Consider the following 21,071-nt stretch of genomic DNA (forward strand, 5'->3'; position numbering starts at 1 on the left):
ATCAACCCGACAATTTGTTTACGCAAGGTAGGTGAAAACTCCCGGCGTTGCCGAAGATATTTTTTAGACATAAAGAATCGGTTTATAAGTGATAATTTATGTCAACCTATTTTAGGCACCTACATCTCACAACTCAACACTAAACACTAAGAACTCAAAACTAAAATGTTCAGCCTCTTCCGCCGTATCCGCCAGAAACTGATCGATTCGGGATCGGTAACAAGATACCTTCTCTATGCTGTGGGTGAAATCCTATTGGTGGTCTTGGGAATTCTCATCGCCCTGCAGATTAACAACTGGAATGAACAGCAGAAACAGGATGAGCGGGAGCGACTTCTTTTGATCAACTTGCGTAATGACTTTCAGACACGGTTTACCGAACTGAAGGAGATCAATACCGCCCGGGAGGAGGCCATTGAGCACATCCTGCTGCTAAACAGGATCATTGCAGACAGGACCCTTTTACCCGAAAATGACGAAATGGACCGTCTTCTCTCAACCATAATCAACTCATTCGGCTTTAACGAACAGTTCAATATGCTGGATGTACTTTTTAGTACCGGCATGATCAATGATCTGAGTGACGAGGAGCTGAAACAATTGCTGCTGCTTTGGCCACAGCAGGTAGAGGAGATGCTCGAGGAACAGCGCGGGTTGAACATTCTATACAATGACATACTTCGTCCCCTCTACTATAATTATCTGTCCATGAGAAACATCAATGAAGCCTTTGAATTCAGGGGTTACAATATCCCGAAAGGTGAGCCGGTTACTTTAACCCAGGATATTGGGGGGCTTCTGGATGATCCAATGTTTGAAAACTATCTCGCAGACGCACAAACCTATCTAACCGTCAACATCATCGACGGCCGAATACTGATAGATTCGGCTGAACGCATAATTGAGCTGCTAAATCAAAATATTGATGCATATTGAACAGCCGAATCATATTGAACTGACCGGTGCTTGTTTGTTTACAAAAAACCGGTGCAGGCAATGCTGAGCCGGCATTCCAGAATATGTTCAGTGTTATACAAAACAGGGCCGACCTATCAACTTACAACTTGCTATTTGACAGCTTCGACCCCGTTGATGTTCAGGTCTCAATTAATCGATATCTATTCAGAATCGGATAGAATATTGGTGCCCATTGCACTAATAATAAGTGAACGATCATAATAGCTGTAATACCGGTCAATTTTATTTTCTTCATTGAAATGAACGGTAATATTCATGCGCAGATTGACCTTAGTACCATTAAAAACCATCTCATTCGACAAATAGCTAACGACATACGGCCCGGTTAAACCGGCGTAATTCGGAGCCTCCTGTGCAATAACAGGCAGGTAAACAGGTTCGCTAAAAGTCATGGATTCTACTCCGGTAGTGGCTTCCCAGTTTTTCCACCAATCTATCAGAGCTTCTTTGCCGGTAATCACTGTACGGGTTCCCGCATCGCCATCCGGAAAATAGTATTCAATGTCATCTGCCATCAGCTCACCCCAGGCATCGAAATCCATATTCTGCATATGCATCATCCCCTCTTCCATAATCTCAACATACTCTGTTGAGCCTATATCCCAACTGTCATTCCCGTCATTCATGTTCTGAACACACCCGTTCAGCAGCATCATACCCAGAATCAATAATCCGGTCAAATACTTTATATTATTGTGTATAATCATATCTCCTATATCCCCTTATTTTATTTTTAAATGAAAAGAAAAGCATGTTTGAATCTCTGTAATCATTAATCAATTTGCCTTTTTGAAGGATAAATTCCAATAGTAAACTTTATGTAAATTTCATGATAATATTTACTATATACTTAATATCTGTGTGGCCTCACGGGTAATATATTATCATTAACGTTATATCAAAGTTCTATACCGGTATTTGCAATACCGAAAAATTTATTTTCATTTTTTTGAACAAAGGAAGATAATGCCGCATAAATTTATTACACTGAATTCTATCCACTTCTAAAATCAGTGAATCAATAGGGCAGGATGAGTGGGACGCACTGTCAGCTACTGACAGGCTTATTCATACATAACTAATAAATAATAGGGGATAATGACATGACTCAACTCAATAAGCTGTTTCTGTTTGTTTTAATATCTATCATCGCGGTTGGCGTAAAAGCTCAGATGGTGGAAGATTCCAGGACGGAATTTATCATGTGCACGCTGAAAGAAGGCAAGACCTTTGATGATGTGATCGAATACGCTGAGAAGTACGGCGAGGAGATCGAAGCCAAAGAGCTCAATTACGCGCAATTTTTGATGCGGCCTATGATGGCAGGATCATTTTTGGAAGACTATACTCACGTAATTGTCGGGTCATGGCCCGACGGTGGTGCCATGTATCGTGAGTATGGAAATTACGCCAATAGCTTTTTGGATAATGACGATCGTGAATCACCGCATACATGTAACGCGGTTTATTCTACGATTAATTATATGGTCATGAATTCCATGAAACAGGATGAGCCTATGGATGAACGGACTCCCCTTCAATTTGCAAGCTGTAATCTGAAGGAAGGTGTTAGCATGGAGTATGCCATGGAGGTTCAGGCGGAGTTCTCTGCCCGGCTGGATGAGGCAGGATATGACGGGATGGTTGGCTGGTGGGCCACTCCCTATCTGGGTTTTGAAGATTTCGGATATGATTTTATGTCCATCGCCTGGTGGCAAAGCTTTGAGCATCGCGCACAGATTGCCGGCGATTTTTATACAATGGCAGAAGATCTGAACTCCATGATGAATTCGGTAACTACCTGCGAAAATCCACGTGCCTACATGGTTGAAATGATCTTCGATCATCAGCAGGATTAATTGATTAACCGGCTGGTCTTATAATTACAAAAGGCTCATACGATGTATGGGCCTTTTTTATTCCGTCAATAAACTGGATCGACTTACACTCCCGGTATAAAACTGTAGTTAAACCTATACACTGAGTGCAAATTGCTTTATTCTCGCAACTCAAATACATATAAACCGCAGTTCACTTCCGGCAGATTTTTCCTGAAAAAAACCCTCAAAAAAATAGGCTTTTTGCCTGTATGTGCTATATTAATGGCGGCTGTGTAGGTAAAAAGGCATAAGCGTATTTCTTATCTGTGATTAGTTTTAACCCGGATAAAAATATTTTTTTTCGAAGACGGGCAAAAACCTTTGTTTCGTAATAATTTACAGCTTTACCAATCAGTCTATTATGTATGGGGGTGCGCGCTTTTTCAATTCATCTCTGGGGGTTTCAACAATCATTTAGAATGCAGAGTGCAGTAATTGTGTATGGATTCCGATAAGGAAAAAGCATTGAAAGAGGCTTATCAAAAGGTTATCGCTCTTAATTTCAATCAGGCTCCGATAGACCAAATAGAGTCTTATGTGGTTCCGGACGTGATGGTATTTGGCAGTACCGTCGACGAACAGGCACATGACCTGGAAGGATATATATCCATAATTAAGGGCCAGGAAGAGCAGACGAAATCAGAAGGCCTCTCCTTCCAGTTTGAAACGGAACCTATCCACAGGCGTATCTTGCCCGGCGAGGAATCAGCCCTCTTTGTGGATCTGGTAACGGTATCTTTCAAATCAGGCACTGAAGTTGTTCACCAGTCTGTATTCCGGTTGTCCTTGCTCATGGAAAAGATCGACGGGCAATGGAAGCTGGTTTACCTGCACGACTCCATCCTTACCGACACGGAAGGCGACCCTTTTCATATCAACGAGTACAAAAAGGAGAAGGAGAGGCTTGAACAACAGGTCGCAGAGCAGACGGCCGACCTTCAGCTGATAAACAGGGAGCTCGAAATTGAGGCCGCTATCCAAAGGGTCAGAACCGTTGCCATGGGAATGCAGGAGCCGGACGATATCATGAAGGTGCTGAATGTGATCAAAAAAGAGCTCGCCGCATTTGAGCTGAATAATATCGGTACCTGGATCTGGATCTTCAATGATGAAGAAACCCTCACGCAGTGGGATATTTCTGAAATCGACCTCAAAGGCACTCTCTCCAGCGTAAATATCACAATGGACCTCAAGTCATCCCAGAGCGCCCGGCGCCACGCTCCCAAATGGAAACGGGACGACTATTACACAATGTCCTGGAAGGGAGATCAGCTTCAGGGGCTTATTGATGAGGTAAAGACACTGGACGCTCAAAACGGGAAACTTTTCCAGGAAGCCGTCGATGAGGGACGCATGACCACCTATTGGCAGGCCTGTGCTCCGTTTTCTAAAGGAGTTTTGGGACTGGATTATCCGGCAGAGCCCCCGGAAGAGGCAAAAAACGTTTTGACCAAAATGGCCTCCGCTATCGATATGGCTTACCAGCGATTTGAAGATCTCCGGAAGGCGGAGCACCAGGCATACGAATCAAAAGTTGAAACCAGCCTCGAGCGGATACGCGGCATGGCATCAGCCATGAATCACAGCGATGATCTGATGCAGATCGCCGAGGCTATGTTCAGAGAGCTGGAAATCCTTAAAATCAGGCCGCTTCGCTATGGCTTAGCCATGATCGACCGGGAAAAAATAGAAGCGGAACTATGGGCGTCCACCGTTAACGACGGACACTATCTGGATATGCTGGGCACCCTCTCCCTTACCTGGCACCCGATGCTTCTGCAGGCACTTGATGCATGGGATTCGCAACATGAGGAATTGATATACGAACTCAAAGGCCAAGAGCTCAGCAGCTACTATAAAAAGATTGGTCTGATAAATCCGGAGATACCCAACCTGGGAGAGCTTCAGGACCCTGAAACGGATAGCGTACAGTACACCAGCTTTTTCCCTTTCAAAACCGGCGTACTCTATGCCTTTACCGAGGAAGAGCCGGCTGAGGAAGGACGGTCCATCCTGAAACGTTTTGCGTCCGTTTTTGAACAGGCCCATATCCGATACAATGATCTGCAGATCGCCGAACAGCAGGAGCACCTGATCCGCGAAGAACGCGATCGTCTTGAAATAGCGCTAAAAGAACTGAGGGCAACCAAGGATCAGCTTGTACAGCAGGAAAAACTGGCCTCCCTGGGCCAGCTTACCGCCGGCATCGCCCACGAGATCAAGAATCCCCTCAATTTTGTGAATAATTTCTCGGAGGTGAGCATCGAGATGGTGGAGGAAGCGATAGATGAAGTGAAAAGGCAAAAGGCAGAAGTGAAAAAGGAGGCGAAAAAAACTCCCCTCTCGCCCCGTAGGGATCCCGATGGGAAGAGGGACGGCGACCCGTCGTTAGACGGAAGCGCCAGGGGTGTGTCTGATGGGGCAAATGGTGAGGCAATCGACACAAACCTCCTCCTCGAAATTCTCGGCGACATTGAAGCCAACCTGCGCAAAATCCACGAGCACGGCTCGCGGGCCGACGGCATCGTAAAGTCCATGCTGCAGCACTCACGCGGCGGCGAGGGCACCTCTCAACCCACCAACCTGAATTCTCTGGTCAAAGAGTATGTCAATCTCTCCTTCCACGGCATGAGGGCCGGCGACGACCCGATCAACGTGGAGATCGACCTCCAGCTGGATGATTCAGTCGGTGAGATACCGCTGGTGGCCGAAGATTTCTCCCGGGTGATTTTGAATGTATGCAACAACGCCTTTGACGCGATGAGGGAAAAGCTGAGTGCTCAGAGCAATAGCGTTTCCCGCGCAAGCGAAAAGGCAAAAGCACGCACTGAGCAAAGTCGAAGTGTGAAAAGTGAGAAGTCCCTCCCTCAGCCGAAGGAGGGAGGTGATCCGTCGGCTGACGGAGAACGGGGGGATGACACTGAACATAGCTACAGCCCAAAACTCACAGTCCGTACACTTAGAAATAGTGGAGATGTCTCCATCCATGTTGAGGACAATGGAATCGGTATTCCGAAAGACATGAGAAGCAAAGTTCTGCAGCCGTTTTTCACGACAAAAAAGGGGACTTCAGGTACCGGACTGGGTCTCTCAATCACAAATGATATCATCAAGGCACACGGTGGTGATATCAGAATTGAATCGGAAAAAGGATTTGGAACCAACTTCAAAATTTTACTGCGGAACAGATAAAATTTTTCTGTCCGGCAAATAAAGCTTCATCGACAAAATGATAAAATTGACCCAATTCATTGTGTCTTTTTTGAATCCTGGATTCTCAACAGGCGATCTGCATCAACTACCTGCGGATTGGCTGACCCGGAAATCCAATGCTCTGCCGGCTCCAAAATCTGCTTCAATGATCCGGATCTCTATTTGGCTTATAATCTGCATTTTACTGGGAATCGAACCGGCCACCTCTCAAATCAAGCAGCACCCCGAAAAAGGCATCTACTATCATCAGCAATATCTACCCTCCGAGTTTAACGGGCATAATCAGAGCTGGTCAGTCCTTGAAAATAAGGACGGCCTGATCTATGTCGGAAACGGAAACGGCCTGATGGAATACGACGGCGTGCAATGGCGTATGATTCAGGTAGCCGGGGGGCAGGTTGCCCTATCACTAGCTCTAAGCGAGGATAACCGGGTATATGTTGGAAGTGTGAATGATTTTGGAGTGATTGAGACTGATTCCTTGGGGTTGGCTTTTTACAGGTCCATTTCAGACAGTCTGCCCGATAACATGAAGGATTTTGAAGATGTATGGGAGACCAAAGCCCACTCCGGCGGAGTATTATTCAGAACCCGCAGTGCCGCCTTTTATGTGACCCCTGATGATTCGATCGAAATTTTTCAACCTGTCGGGCAGTTCGAACGGGTCCATAAAGTGGGTGATACCTTGTATATGATTGACAAGGGCACAGGATTGATGAAATTCGGGGAAAATGAGTTTCGTCTTGTGCCCGGTGGTGAACAGTTTACGGATCTTTCAATCTGGTATATGGGAGGCCGGCCCGACGGATCCATTTTTATCGCTACCCGGGAAGGCACTTTTTTGCTGGATGGTGATGCTATAGAGCCATTTGAAACCGAAGTTTCATCCTTTCTGGGTAATCAGCTGGTCTATGAAGGCACCGAAGTGGGAGGCACGGGGTACGTATTTGCAACCATTGCCGGAGGTGTGGTAATGACCAACTATGACGGAGAAATCCTGGATGCTTTCAGCAGCGATGTTCTCACGAGTCCGCAGGCAACCAACGTATTTATCGATCGATTCGAAAACCTCTGGGTGACCACCACCAATGGGGTTAACAGAGTCGAAATTTCGAGTCCCCTCACCTACTTTGATAACACTACCGGACTCATATCAGCTGTTCTGGATGTGGTGAGACATGATGGAACCCTCTTTGTTTCCTCATCCTCGGAAATCCGATACCTCAATGAGAACGATTCCGCCATCAACGCTCCTCAGTTTGAATCGATCCCTGTGACCTCATCAAGCTACGACGTATTTGAATCGACAGACAGAGGCTTACTGGTCACATCCGGCTTTGGAATGGAAGAGGTAACCCTGAGCGGTACCTCACCCATAGGGCCTGAGCTTGAAGCTCAGGACATCTTTATCCCCGAATTCGATCCGGATCACCTTCTGCTGGGTCACAGGGGTGGACTGGCTCTGTACAGATATGAGAATGGAGAGTGGAATTTTTTGCGAAATTTGGAAGGAATAACAGAACAAATTTACAGAGTGGTGCAGGACTCTGATAGCGTCATTTGGGCCGGAACTGACTTTCAGGGCTTGATCAGGATCTCTCCTGCCCAAAGTGAAGATGAAGGAGAAGAGAGGGAAATTACCCGCTTTGATTCTGAGGAATTTTTTGATGCCAGGGCTACCAAGGTTGGGATATTTGATGATAATGTTTGGATTATTACCAACTCCGGCCTGTTCAGACCATCCGATCCCTGGAATCCGGAGCAGCCTTTTATTCCGGATATAAATGATTTGAAGGAGGAAACGGACAATTCTGTCCAGGGTGTGTTCAATGTCACAGAAGGTTTTGATGGCCGGTTTTGGGTGCTTACCGATCCGGGCCTCGGTTACGTTCCCGAACTGAGCAACCCTCTCGATTCACTTCGCAGAGGGGCCTTGGGACGCATTCCATCCTCCAATTTCGACTCCGTACATCCTGAAGAGGACGGAATCGTATGGATAGGAAGTGAAAATGGCTTAGTGCGTTATGATAGCAACTCCGACTACCCTGCAGGCATATCATTCGACGCATTTGTCAGGGGTGTCACTCACGAGAATGACCTGTTATTTGGCGGGGCCGTTAATTCAGGTTTTGACGAACTTTCGATCCCCTATCAGCAAAACGACCTTAGATTCCGATTTGGCACCAACTTTTTTGAGGATGAAGAGAACACGCTCTATCAGGTCAGAATAACCGGTTTTAACGAAGACTGGACAAGCTGGTCTGATGAAACATTCAGAGACTTTACCAATATCCCGCATGGAAGCTACACTCTGGAGGTCAGGGCTTTGAATACGTATGGCAACATAAGTACACCCGGTACTTTTTCTTTCGAAATATTACCACCATGGTGGTTCTCCTGGTGGGCCTACATATCCTATTTTCTGATATTCGCAGGACTTGTTTTTGCTGCAGATCGTTTTCAACGTAAACGTCTGATCAAAAAAGAGAGAGAAAGATCAAGGGAAAAAGAATTGGCGCAAGCACGGGAGATAGAAAAAGCATACGAAGACCTGAAAGCTGCCCAGGATCAGCTGATTCAGCAGGAAAAACTGGCCTCCCTGGGCCAGCTCACCGCCGGCATCGCCCACGAGATCAAGAATCCCCTCAATTTTGTGAATAATTTCTCGGAGGTGAGTATCGAGATGGTGGAGGAAGCGAGGGATGAAGTGCGACGGGGGACCGGAGACGGAAGACCGGGAGATTCAAAAAGAGAGAAGAATAATTCCCCCTTAACAAAGGGGGACAAAGGGGGATGTTCATCTCCGCAAAAGCAAGAAGTCTCGAATGATGACTATGACTCGGGGTTAATCCTCGAAATCCTCGACGATATCGAAGCCAACCTGAAAAAAATCCACGAACATGGCTCGCGGGCCGACTCCATTGTTAAGTCGATGCTGCAGCACAGCCGGGGCGGATCCGGAAAGATGGAGTCGACCGATCTCAATGCATTGATTAAAGAATATGTAAACCTCGCGTTTCATGGAATGCGCGCCGGTAAAGACCCAATTAATGTAGATATCGACCTGCAGCTGGATGAGAGCGTTGGCGAGGTGCCACTGGTGGCAGAAGATTTCTCGCGGGTGATTTTGAATGTTTGCAACAACGCCTTTGACGCGATGAGGGAAAAGCTGAGTGCTCAGAGCAATAGCGTTTCCCGCGCAAGCGAACAGGCAAAAGCACGCACTGAGCAAAGTCGAAGTGTGAAAAGTGAAATGGGAGAAGACTTCAGCCCTACCCTTTATGCAAGGACTAAATTGACTAATGAGTCTGTAATCATAGAAATCGAAGACAACGGTCCCGGGATTCCCGATGAAATGAAGGATAAAATCCTGCAGCCTTTTTATACAACCAAAAAAGGCACACAGGGAACCGGGCTCGGATTGTCGATTACCAACGACATTGTGAAGGCACACGGCGGGGAACTGGCCATTGAATCCCGGGAAGGTGAGTTCACACGATTTTCCATTCAATTAAACCGTAAATAAAACTCAGCATGAAGTTACTTATCGTAGATGATGAAAAAGACGTAGAAATGCTCTTTCGGCAACGTTTCAGAAGGGAAGTCCGACAGGGGCTCATCGAGCTGGAATTCGCCTTTTCGGGAGAGGAGGCACTGGACATTCTTCGAAGCAAAGAACCACCGGATATTGTATATATATTCTCCGACATCAATATGCCTGGTATGTCGGGCCTGGTACTGCTTGAAAGCGTGAAGACGCAGTTTCCGCAAATTCAGGTAAGCATGATTTCAGCCTATGGCGACACCGAGAACTATGAGAAGGCGATCAATTCGGGCGCTAAGGAGTTTTTTACCAAACCGATCGATTTTACTTCCCTGAAAGAAGAGATCCACAAGATGCTGGAAGAAGACTAGATCCTTATGTAGATAATAACAAAACCGTTAATCTCAGTTGTGGATAATGACAGTTAGTGCATCCGGCAACGACAACCATACATCTTATTCAGGATGGGCACTCAATCATTACATCATCGAAAAAACTATTCCGCAACGGGAAGTGGCCGAACTTTGCGCCAAACTTCATTTCCCGCATGTTTCAGACTCATCCTGCTTCTTTTAGCTTTGTCGTTACAAAACAGCAGATTACTTGCACAGGCTGAAGAAACTCCGCCATCACTGCTTTCTACCGAAGCCCCTACCCTTCGCTTCGAACATCTTAAAGTGGGCGACGGCCTGGCACAGGGTAGTGCCAATACTATCACCCAGGACAGCCAGGGGTATATCTGGGTTACCACACAAAGCGGCCTGCATCGCTACAACGGGTATGAGTTTGAAGTGTATAACTATACCGCGTTCGATTCTACGTCACTTTCTGAGGGATGGGTATGGCACACGGAAGAATCCATGAACGGAGACATGTGGGTTACCACCAATTCAAGCGGACTTAACCGGATGGACAGGGCAACCGGAAAATTTACCCACTACAGACACAACCCCGATGATTCCACGTCCATTTCAAGTGACTGGACGAGGTTTCTCTATGAAGATAGCCGGGGTAATCTCTGGGTTTCAACAGATAATGACGGCCTGAACCGGATGCGAGCGGGTGAGGACGGTATTTTTAAACGCTTTTTGCACGAACACGATGATTCCACAACCATTTCAAGCAATACCATCTACTTCATAAATGAAGATGCCGATGGGTATATCTGGGCCGGCAGTACCAACGGTATGAGCCGAATTCATCCCGAAACAGAAGAAGTTACCCGCTTTTTATTTGATCCGGATGCTCAGGAACGATACGGACAGCCTGGAAATGTGTTTGATATCATGCCTTATGATCAGGACCCGGATATTTTCTGGCTTGCTACCGGAAACGGCCTGGTTCGCTTTAACAAGCAAACCGGCGGCACCGAGCGGTTTATCATTGAACCCAATACAGATGGATTAAACCCACTCAATTTAATCCACCAGATTGTACCGGATCCGGATCTGCCCGGTGTTTTCTGGGTTGCAGGTCCCGGTACAGGCGTAGCCCGGTTTGATACACGGACAGAAGAATTCACAACCTATCGCAACGATCCGAGAGACCCCAACAGTCTTGCTGAGGATTATGCACAATCCATTTTTGCTGATCAGTCCGGCACCATCTGGGTCGGATATACGGCAGAGGGCATCAGCTCTTTCAACCCCGGAGCCGTCAATTTCTGGCATCTGCGCCACAATCCGAATGATCCGCTCAGCTTGTCTCCGGGTATTGTATGGGGCGTATATGAAGACAGCCGGGGCACCCTATGGGTGGGTACGGATGCAGGGCCTACAACCCGATACCTCACACAATACCATCCGGAAAAAGGAGCCATTAAATACCACCAGTTCGAACCCAATAACCCCAACTCTCTACTTCCGGGCCTCCATTGGAGATTCGCTGAAACCGATGACGGACGTTTTTGGGTGGCCGGAAATGTGGGCCTGAGCCGCCTCGACAGGGAAACCGGCGAAGTTACACGGCTGCGGCAACAGGAAGGCAACAATAATATCTTCAACATGATACCAACTCTTGGAAACAGAAATCAGTTCTGGATCGCAAATGGCGGGGGTTTAGACCTGTATGATACGGAGTCGGAAACATATACAAAGATAAACGTTGCCCCTGAAGGACAGGATAATGAACCCATCGTTCTTGATGTTTATGAAGACCCTGAAAATCAGGTTTTGTGGCTTGGCACATCTACCGGATTGATTCGCTATAATATGTCGGCCAGAACCTCCGAACTGTTTTCATACAATCCGAAAGATACCACATCCATCAGTGATGATGTGATTTTCAGCGTTGTTCCCCAGGAATCCGAACCCGGCATTCTCTGGCTGGCAACCCAGAATGCCGGGCTGAACCGGTTTGATACCCGTACAAATACGGCCACACATTTCACAATGGCAGACGGTTTGGCCGATGATCATATCTATGGCATGCTCAAGGATGAAAATGGCACCCTTTGGATGAGTTCGAACGGTGGGCTGACCAATTTCGACCCCAAAACGTTTGCTATCCGCAATTATGGATTGGATGACGGTTTGATGGCGCTTGAGTACAACCAAAACGCCTTCTTCAAAAACACGAACGGCATTATGTATTTTGGAAGCGCAAAAGGCGTTACCGCATTTGCGCCGGAACTGCTCAGGATCAATGAGACACCGCCCCGGGTTGCAATTTCCGATTTCAGGCTTTTTAACCGGTCGGTACCCGTAGGCCCCGACTCCCCGCTGCAGCAGGCGCTTTCCGAAACGGATACCATCACGCTGACCCACAAACAAAATGAAGTGGCGTTCGACTTTGTGGCACTGCACTATACAAACTCAAATAAGAACCGCTATCGCTACCAGCTTATCGGATATGATGAGGAATGGGTTGAGGCCGGAACCCAGCGAACCGCAGCTTACACTAATCTTTCTTCCGGCGACTATACATTCCGGGTCATTGCAGCCAACTCCGACGGAGTATGGAATAATGAAGGGGCATCTGTAAACCTCTCCATACTCCCTCCCTGGTATGCAACCTTGTGGGCCTACGGCCTTTTTGCTGGAATGTTTGGGTTTATGGTATTTGGCGTAGACCGGATTCAGCGGATGCGTTTAAGAAAAAAAGAGCAGGAGCGATCCGCACTGCGTGAAGCGGAATTACGGGCAGAAGCAGAAAACAAGCGGCGTTCTGACACCGAACAACTCAGCAAAATCGGACAGGCTATTACGTCCACCCTTTCTGTTGATGAAATTATTGAAAGGGTTTATGAGAACGTAAATGCACTTATGGACGCGGCCGTATTCGGTGTCGGCATTTATAACGAACATAAAAACAACCTTTACTTCCCCGCTACCAAGGAAAAGGGGGAGATGCTGCCATCATTCTCCTTCAGCCTCGATGAGGAGTCCCGGCTTGCCGTCTGGTGCTTTAAAAACAGAAAAGAGGTTGTAATTGGTGATTACGCAAATGAACACCAAAAGTATCTCAAGCAATATTTGAAGCCGGTTGAAGGAGGGGAACCTGTATCCGTTCTCTATCTCCCCCTGATTCAGCAAAATAAAGTGATCGGGGTGGTAACAACCCAGAGCTTTGAGAAAAATGCATATACAGCCTACCATATCAACCTTCTCAGAAACCTGGCTACCTATGCCGCCATCGCACTCGATAACGCAGCAGCCTATCGCAAGCTGAATTCCACATTGGGTGAACTGAAAGCAACTCAAAGCCAGCTCGTTCAACAGGAAAAACTGGCTTCCCTGGGGCAGCTCACCGCCGGCATTGCCCATGAAATCAAGAATCCGTTGAACTTTGTAAATAATTTCTCGGAACTGAGTGTGGAATTGGTGGAAGAGGCAAGGGAGGAAGTAAAAGAAAAGCTGACTGCTGACAGCCATCAGCTGACAGCTATTTTAGACGACATCGAAGTTAACCTGCGCAAGATCCATGAGCACGGCGGCCGGGCCGACGGTATCGTGAAATCAATGCTTCTCCATTCCAGGGGCGGAAGCGGTGAAATGGTAAAAACAAACCTGAATGCACTGGTACAGGAATACTCCAACCTGGCGTTTCATGGCATGAGAGCAGGAAAAGAATCTATCAATGTGGATATTGAGCTGGAGCTCGATGAATCCCTCGGAGATGTAAAACTGATCGCTGAAGACTTTAGCAGGGTGATTCTAAATCTGTGCAATAATGCCTTTGATGCCATGCGTGAAAAGCATACGCAGACCGGTGACGGAAGACCGGGGACCGAAGAAAAGTCCCCCCGTCAGCCGACGGAGGGAAAGACCGGCGAAGCCGGACAGGGGGATGACGCTCTGCCCCGCTACAGCCCCAAATTGACGATACGAACCCGTAAAACCGCCAATGGTGTGTCTATCGACATTGAGGACAACGGGCCCGGAATTCCTGATGAGATGAAAGACAAAATTATGCAGCCGTTTTTCACGACAAAGAAAGGCAAGCAGGGTACCGGACTGGGTCTCTCCATAACAAATGATATTGTAAAGGCCCATGGAGGCACCTTGAAAATTGTTAACAATCAGGATCAGGGTACCACCTTCGTAATTATGCTACCAGAACATTCATAATTCATTTAAAATATGTCCAAATCCCAAGACAGTGAAGTAAAACTAAAGCAGCGTGAAGCTGAATTAGATCTGATTAGCAGGGTTCAGGAGGGTCTGCTTGAGAAAAAAGACATGCAGGAGATCTACGAGCTGATCGGGGAACAGCTTCGCGAGCTTTTTGACGCTCAGGTTACGGGTATTTATACATTCGACCATGATGCAGACATGGAGCATTTTCAATACCTCTATGAGGATGGCGAACGGCTTTACCCGGAATCCCGCTCACTGAATAAGCTCAGAAAATGGATAATTCAGAATGCAGATACCCTATTAATCAATGAAAATTCCTTTAAAAGGATAGAAGAGATTACGGGCGTGGAAATTACACCCGTCCCCGGCACCCGATTTCCAAAATCGATGCTGTTTGTTCCACTCATTGTTGATGACAGGGTAACCGGCTGCCTAAGTCTCCAAAACCTGGACCGCGAACATGCATTTCAGGATTCCGACGTTCAGCTTCTGAGTACACTGGCTAACAGCATCAGTATTGCCCTGGAAAATGCACGCCTGTTTAACGAAAGTGAACAGCGAAATGCCGAACTGGCAGTGATTAATTCTGTACAACAGGGGCTGGTTGCAGAGATGGATTTGCAGGGTATTTACGAGCTTATAGGAGAGCATTTAAGAAATTTGTTTGATGCACAAGTAACCGGCATTTATTCTTTTGATCATGATTCAGGACTGGAACATTTTCAGTATTTGTTTGAAGATGGCGAAAGGTTACACCCTGAATCTCGACCATTAAATAATATCCGCAAATGGCTCATTGACAAAAAAACCATTCTGCATATTCAGGAAAATGCTGATGATGAAATTTTTAAAATAACCGGTGAGGAACACATAGCCGTACCCGGAACACGCCTGCCTAAGACGCTTCTTTTTGTTCCTTTGATTATCGGTGATACCGTGATGGGATGTGTCAGCCTTCAAAATTTAGATCGTGAAAATGCCTTTTCAGTTTCAGATGTACAGCTCCTAAGTACCATTTCAAATAGTATGAGCGTCGCATTAGAAAACGCTCGTCTATTCAACGAAACCGAACAGCGAAATGCCGAACTGGCGGTCATCAACAGCGTGCAGCAGGGCCTGGTGGCCGAAATGGATATGCAGGGGATCTATGACCTTGTGGGCGACCGTATCCGGGACCTGTTTAATGCTCAGATCGTTGTAATTTCTATGTTTAATCACGAAGAAGAAACAGAACACTTCCATTACTTTTTTGAAAATGGCAAACGTGTTTACCCTGATCCTCGTAAATACGATAAAGTTCGTCAGCGATTAATCAAGACTAAAAAGTTAATCTCAATCCAGGAAGATTCTGTTCAGGCGATTACAAATATTACTGGTGAAGCACCGGAAGCAATACCCGGCACGAGCATGCCGAAATCTATGGTATTTGTACCTTTAAAAGTAGGTAATGATGTGCGCGGATATGTCACCCTCCAGAATCTTGATCGAGATCATGCTTTTAGTGCTTCTGATATCCGTCTGCTGAGTACACTATCCAGTAGTATGAGTGTGGCTCTGGAAAACGCACGTCTGTTCAACGAAACCGAGCAGCGAAATGCTGAATTAGCGGTGATAAACAGCGTGCAGCAGGGGCTGGTGGCCGAAATGGACATGCAGGGAATCTATGATTTGGTTGGCGATCGTATTCGTGACCTTTTTGATGCCCAGGTTGTGGGTATCAACACCATAGATAATGATAAAAAGATTGAGCACTTCCATTACTTCTATGAGGACGGCGGACGAATTTACCCGGAATCGAGACCTTTGGATAAACTCCGTGAGCATCTGGTCAAAACAAAACGACTATTACTTATCAACGAGAATCTCCTTGAGAAAACAGAAGAAATTACCGGAACCAAAGTAAAACCCATTCCCGGTACGGTAATGCCTCAGTCCATTCTATTTGTCCCAATGGTTTTGGGTGACGAGGTACAGGGTTATGTGAGCCTGCAAAATCTCGACCGGGAGCACGCCTTTAGCGAATCCGATGTACGACTGCTGAGAACCCTGGCAAACAGTATGAGCGTGGCCCTGGAGAATGCACGCCTGTTTAATGAAACCACGCGCTTACTTGGAATTACCGAGCAGCGGGCCACGGAGCTACAAACAGTCAACCGGATCAGCCAGGCCCTCGTTTCACAGCTGGAGTTCGATGCACTGATTAAACTGGTGGGTGAATTAATGCGGGAAACATTCCGGGCGGATATCGTTTACGTAGCTCTGCATGATAAAGAGACGGATATGATCCATTTCCCTTTTGAATACGGCGACAAGAACGAACCGCGAAAATTTGGAGATGGATTTACCGAACGAATCATTTCCAACAATGAACCCCTTCTCATCAACAAGGATGTTGCAGAAATTCGTGCACAGCTGCAAGCCAAACAGATCGGACGGGTGATGTCCTCATTCCTGGGTGTACCCATACTCATTGGAAACGAGCCTATTGGAGTTATCAGCGTTCAAAGCACCGAAGAAGAGGACCGCTTCAACGAAAACGATCTGCGCCTGCTGAATACGATTGCGGCCAATGTGAGTGTGGCCCTTCAAAATGCAGATGCATACCAAAAGATGAGCTCCGCCCTGAAGGATTTAGAAGATGCCCAGGAACAGCTGATTCAGCAGGAGAAACTGGCCAGCCTGGGTCAGCTTACCGCCGGAATCGCGCACGAAATAAAGAATCCGCTCAATTTTGTAACCAACTTTTCAGATCTCTGTATAGAGCTGATCGAAGAAGTTGAAAAAGATCTAGAGGAAACATTTTCGAAAAACAACATTGAGAAACCGGAAATATTTGAGACTCTGGAAGATGTAGGCATGAATCTGAATAAGATTTTTGAGCACGGGAAACGGGCCGACGGAATCGTGAAATCCATGCTCCAGCACTCACGGGGCAGTTCCGGAGAGATGGAGCCAACCGACCTGAATTCTTTGGTGCGTGAATATGTAAATCTCACCTTCCATGGCATGCGCGCCGGAAAGGAACCGATTAATGTGGATATTAATCTGGATCTGGATGAATCGATCGAAGAAGTAAAACTGATTGCCGAAGACTTCAGCCGTGTAGTTCTGAATCTCTGCAACAATGCGTTTGATGCCATGCGGGAAAAGCTGACAGCCGACAGCAATCAGCTATCAGCTAATCCTGATCAGAAGTATGAGCCCAAACTTACAGTCCGAACGTTTTCAGAGGCAAAGAACATCATCATCAACATCGAAGACAACGGACCCGGAATACCTGCCGAAATGAAGGATAAAGTTCTCCAGCCATTTTTTACCACAAAGAAAGGAACACAGGGAACAGGCCTGGGACTCTCTATTACCAATGATATTGTAAAAGCCCACGGAGGCTCGATGGCTGTTCAATCGGAGCCCGGGAAAACTGTATTCACGATTACGCTCAATGGATAAGTTGATGGTCAAATTACATGTATTAATTTTCAGGTCCTTGAGTAAACAACCGATTTCTTTGCCTGTATTCAGGTACATACCCAAAAGCAAACCGGTAATCAGATCATGAAACTCACCCGGCAGCAAATCGATGAAGCCCGGCAGGTTTATGACCTTTACTGGGACAGCTATGTAAAAGGGGATGTCGATACATTTGCGGGTACGCTGGACGAAAACTTTGAAATGATCGGTACTTCTGAAAGTGAGATTTGCCACTCCAAAGAGGAAGGCATTGAATTTGTCAAGAGCCAGGTGGACGAGCTGATCGGCATAGTGGAAATGAGAAACCGCCAGATAAAGACGGCCCCCCTGGAAAATTTTGTTCTGGTAAATGAGCATTGCGACATCTATACCCTTGCAGAGGGTGACTGGTCATTCTACTCAAAAATCAGAATTTCAACCCTTCTTCGGGAAACGCCGGAAGGATGGAAAGTTGTCCAGCAGCATGGCTCTTTTCCGGATTTACGTGTCCAGGAAGGCGAAACCCTCGCGATCGACAAAATTCACCGGGAGAACCTGGAATTGCGTGATGCGGTTAAGCGGCGTACTGCAGAGCTTGAAAACAAAAAACGCGAACTGGAGATTGAAGCAGCCATGGAACGAATTCGGGTGCAATCCATGGCCATGCAGCAACCTGACGACCTTAACAAAGTAAATCAAGAGTTACTCAACCAGCTCAACAGCCTTCAGGTGGAGGGTCTGACAGGAGTAAGTATTTGGCTGATCGACAATGATGGTATAGTTACCGCCTGGGACCTTTCAAGTCCGGGAAATATGGGAGACCCGAGCAGCGCAACAGTTCATTACGATGCTGAAAAATATGATATCCTGGGAGAGCCCTGGAGAATAATTCAGAAATCAGACGATGATTATTTTGTTCTGGATTATCCTGTAAAAAAGCTTCAGAAAGCAATTGAAGAATGGGATAAAGTAGATCCTGCTGTGGCAACAAACTTCAGGGAAGCATTAACCACTGGGAAGTTGACCCATCAGTGGAATCCGATGGCCAGACATTCTCACGGCCTTCTAAGCATCGATTTAGTAAATCCTCCCCCTGCGGATACCAGGGAAATTGTAACAAAAATGGCAGGGGCGTTCAGCCTGGCATACAGACGTTTTCTTGACCTGCAAAAAGCCGAAGCCCAGGCTCGGGAAGCGCAAATTGAGGCAGCTCTGGAAAGAGTAAGAAGTAGTACGATGGGCATGCAGCATAGTGAAGACCTTTCCAATGTGGCCTCCGTGATGTTTGATCAAATGAATGGTCTGGGGGGTGAACTGTTTGCCTTCGGTATTGTACTGTGCGATAAACAGAAAGACACGGTAGAACAGTGGCATAATCTCGGCAATGAGGGCATGATCACCCCTTTCACGGTACCAATTGATCTGGACTATATCCATCGTTACAGATATGATCAATGGAGAGCCGGGAAGGAACTGTTTTCAATAGAAATTCCGGAAGACTACATCGAGGAGCACTTTGAGTTGATGTTTGAACTGCCCTCCGTAAAGTCTGCAATGGATGAGGTGGCTGCGCGGGGTGTTCAGGTGGAAATCCCTGATTGGGAAATAGATTACTGCGCATCCTTTACACATGGATATCTTCTCGTTTCCTCCCTAAAGGAATTTGAAGAGGATCACATCTTCCCAAAATTTGCAAAGGCTTTCGATCAAGCATACACGAGATATCTGGATCTTCAAAAAGCAGAGGTACAAACGCGGGAAGCACAAATCGAAGCCTCATTGGAGCGTGCCCGAGCCCAGAGTATGATGATGCAGCATTCAGATGAAATAAACTTTATTTCGAATGCATTTCATGAGCAACTCATTTTGCTGGGTATACCCTCAGAATTTTCCTACGTATGGCTTCCTGATGAAGAGAATCAATCTCATCAATTCTGGGCCAGCTGGTCGGAAATGAGTAAAGGGGAAATCAGACTTCAAAGCAAACAGGTCACCTATCCCCTCGACAAATCGGAACCCTACACCGCAGCATGTTTTGAAGCCTGGTCTACTCCCGATGTAGTATTGGAAGAATTTATCCCGCCAGAGGAAATTGCCGGTTTTTTTGATGTCTGGCAGGAGCTTCTGTCAGGAGCTGAAAAACTGAAAGCTGAACATTTCCCGGAAGGGATCTATTATTCAGAAGCCTACATGCGCTATGGGTGCTTTGGAATCAATATTCGGCGAAAACTCTCCGATGAAGAAAAGAGTATTCTCAAACGGTTTTCAAAAGAATTCGAACGCGCTTATACCCGATTTCTGGATCTGCAAAAAGCAGAAGAACAGGCACGGCTGATTCGTGAAGAACGGGATCGACTTGAAATCGCACTTAATAAATTACACGCTACTCAGGAACAGCTCATTCAACAGGAAAAATTGGCCTCCCTGGGACAGCTCACCGCCGGTATCGCCCACGAAATCAAGAACCCGCTCAATTTTGTGAATAATTTTTCGGATGTGAGCATTGAATTGGTTGAGGAGGCGAGGGAAGAAGTGTTGGCACAGAAGCAAACTTTAAGAAAGGAGACGGACCAAAATCCCCTCTTGAGAGGGGAAAGCAGCACCGAAGGTGATGCAAGGGGTGTGTTGGAAAAAGCAAGTACCGATGGTCAAACTCAAGATCCTGAAATTGAATCAAGTTCGACGAACACACCCCTCAATCCCCTCTCGAGAGGGGAAGCTGGATCGATCCCTCAAATGGATCTCATCCTCGAAATCCTAGACGACATCGAAGGCAACCTCCGCAAAATTCACGAACACGGATCACGAGCCGACAGTATCGTCAAATCGATGCTTCAGCACTCCCGCGGCGGGGACGGTAAAATGGAACCCACTCCACTCAATCCTTTGATCAAAGAATACGTCAACCTGGCCTTCCATGGGATGCGTGCAGGCAATGATCCTATTAATGTGGATATTGATCTGGATCTGGATCTGGATGAAAATGTGGGGGAAGTTTCACTGATTGCCGAAGATTTTTCCAGAGTGATCCTGAATCTTTGTAATAATGCGTTTGATGCACTGAAAGAGAAGCTGACATCCCGACAACAGTCGGGACGACAGCTATCAGCTGAGTCAGGCAATGGTTATAAGCCCAAACTTACCATCCGTACTTTGGCAGAGCCTAACACAGTCACCATCTCTATCGAAGACAACGGGCCCGGTATTCCCGATGAGATCAAAGACAAAATCATGCAGCCGTTTTTTACCACAAAAAAAGGAACTCAGGGCACGGGGCTTGGACTGAGTATAACGAATGATATTGTGAAAGCACATGGGGGGATTATGAATATTGATTCACAACCCGGACAAACCATTTTCACCATCAAATTTAATAGGTAATTCCATGATGAAAGCCCTCCTGCATATAACCTTTGAATCCCGGATTTC

The 21,071-nt window shown here is 46.6% G+C and carries 9 protein-coding genes; 8 read left to right on the forward strand and 1 reads right to left on the reverse strand.

The genetic code is table 11. The annotated features are described in order from the left end of the window. The first annotated feature begins 165 nt into the window (after nucleotides 1–165). Nucleotides 166–936 carry a DUF6090 family protein gene (locus DDZ15_RS11250; protein ID WP_109647207.1) on the forward strand — a complete coding sequence of 257 codons (771 nt, stop codon included), beginning with the start codon at nucleotides 166–168 and terminating at the stop codon, nucleotides 934–936. A gap of 182 nt (nucleotides 937–1,118) precedes the next feature. Here DDZ15_RS11250 and DDZ15_RS11255 read toward each other — a convergent pair whose 3' ends face one another. Then, nucleotides 1,119–1,658, reverse strand: a complete 540-nt coding sequence (locus DDZ15_RS11255) for a nuclear transport factor 2 family protein (protein WP_158278689.1) — start codon at nucleotides 1,656–1,658, stop codon at nucleotides 1,119–1,121. 423 nt (nucleotides 1,659–2,081) lie between these two features. Here DDZ15_RS11255 and DDZ15_RS11260 point away from each other — a divergent pair, with 423 nt between their 5' ends. The 7 genes from DDZ15_RS11260 (at nucleotide 2,082) to DDZ15_RS17025 (ending at nucleotide 21,023) form a co-directional block, all read left to right on the forward strand. Further along, nucleotides 2,082–2,837, forward strand: coding sequence for a hypothetical protein (locus DDZ15_RS11260; protein WP_109647209.1), 756 nt, complete (start codon nucleotides 2,082–2,084; stop codon nucleotides 2,835–2,837). A gap of 462 nt (nucleotides 2,838–3,299) precedes the next feature. Further along, nucleotides 3,300–6,050: an ATP-binding protein gene (locus DDZ15_RS17020; protein ID WP_109647210.1), complete on the forward strand. Its 2,751-nt coding sequence runs from the start codon at nucleotides 3,300–3,302 to the stop codon at nucleotides 6,048–6,050. Nucleotides 6,051–6,216: 166 nt separating this feature from the next. After that, nucleotides 6,217–9,597 carry an ATP-binding protein gene (locus DDZ15_RS11270; protein WP_158278690.1) on the forward strand — a complete coding sequence of 1,127 codons (3,381 nt, stop codon included), beginning with the start codon at nucleotides 6,217–6,219 and terminating at the stop codon, nucleotides 9,595–9,597. Nucleotides 9,598–9,605: 8 nt separating this feature from the next. After that, nucleotides 9,606–9,986 carry a response regulator gene (locus tag DDZ15_RS11275; RefSeq protein WP_109647212.1) on the forward strand — a complete coding sequence of 127 codons (381 nt, stop codon included), beginning with the start codon at nucleotides 9,606–9,608 and terminating at the stop codon, nucleotides 9,984–9,986. Nucleotides 9,987–10,193: 207 nt separating this feature from the next. Continuing rightward, entirely contained in the window at nucleotides 10,194–14,183 is a 3,990-nt protein-coding gene (locus DDZ15_RS11280) for a two-component regulator propeller domain-containing protein (protein WP_158278691.1), read from the forward strand. A 12-nt stretch (nucleotides 14,184–14,195) separates the two neighbouring features. Further along, a complete protein-coding gene (locus DDZ15_RS11285; protein ID WP_109647214.1) occupies nucleotides 14,196–17,642 on the forward strand; it encodes a GAF domain-containing sensor histidine kinase in 3,447 nt (1,148 codons plus the stop codon). A 105-nt stretch (nucleotides 17,643–17,747) separates the two neighbouring features. Next, nucleotides 17,748–21,023, forward strand: coding sequence for an ATP-binding protein (locus DDZ15_RS17025; RefSeq protein WP_109647215.1), 3,276 nt, complete (start codon nucleotides 17,748–17,750; stop codon nucleotides 21,021–21,023). The last annotated feature ends 48 nt before the right edge of the window (nucleotides 21,024–21,071 follow it).

The organism is Rhodohalobacter mucosus (assembly GCF_003150675.1).
GTDB classification, from domain to species: Bacteria; Bacteroidota; Rhodothermia; order Balneolales; family Balneolaceae; genus Rhodohalobacter; species Rhodohalobacter mucosus.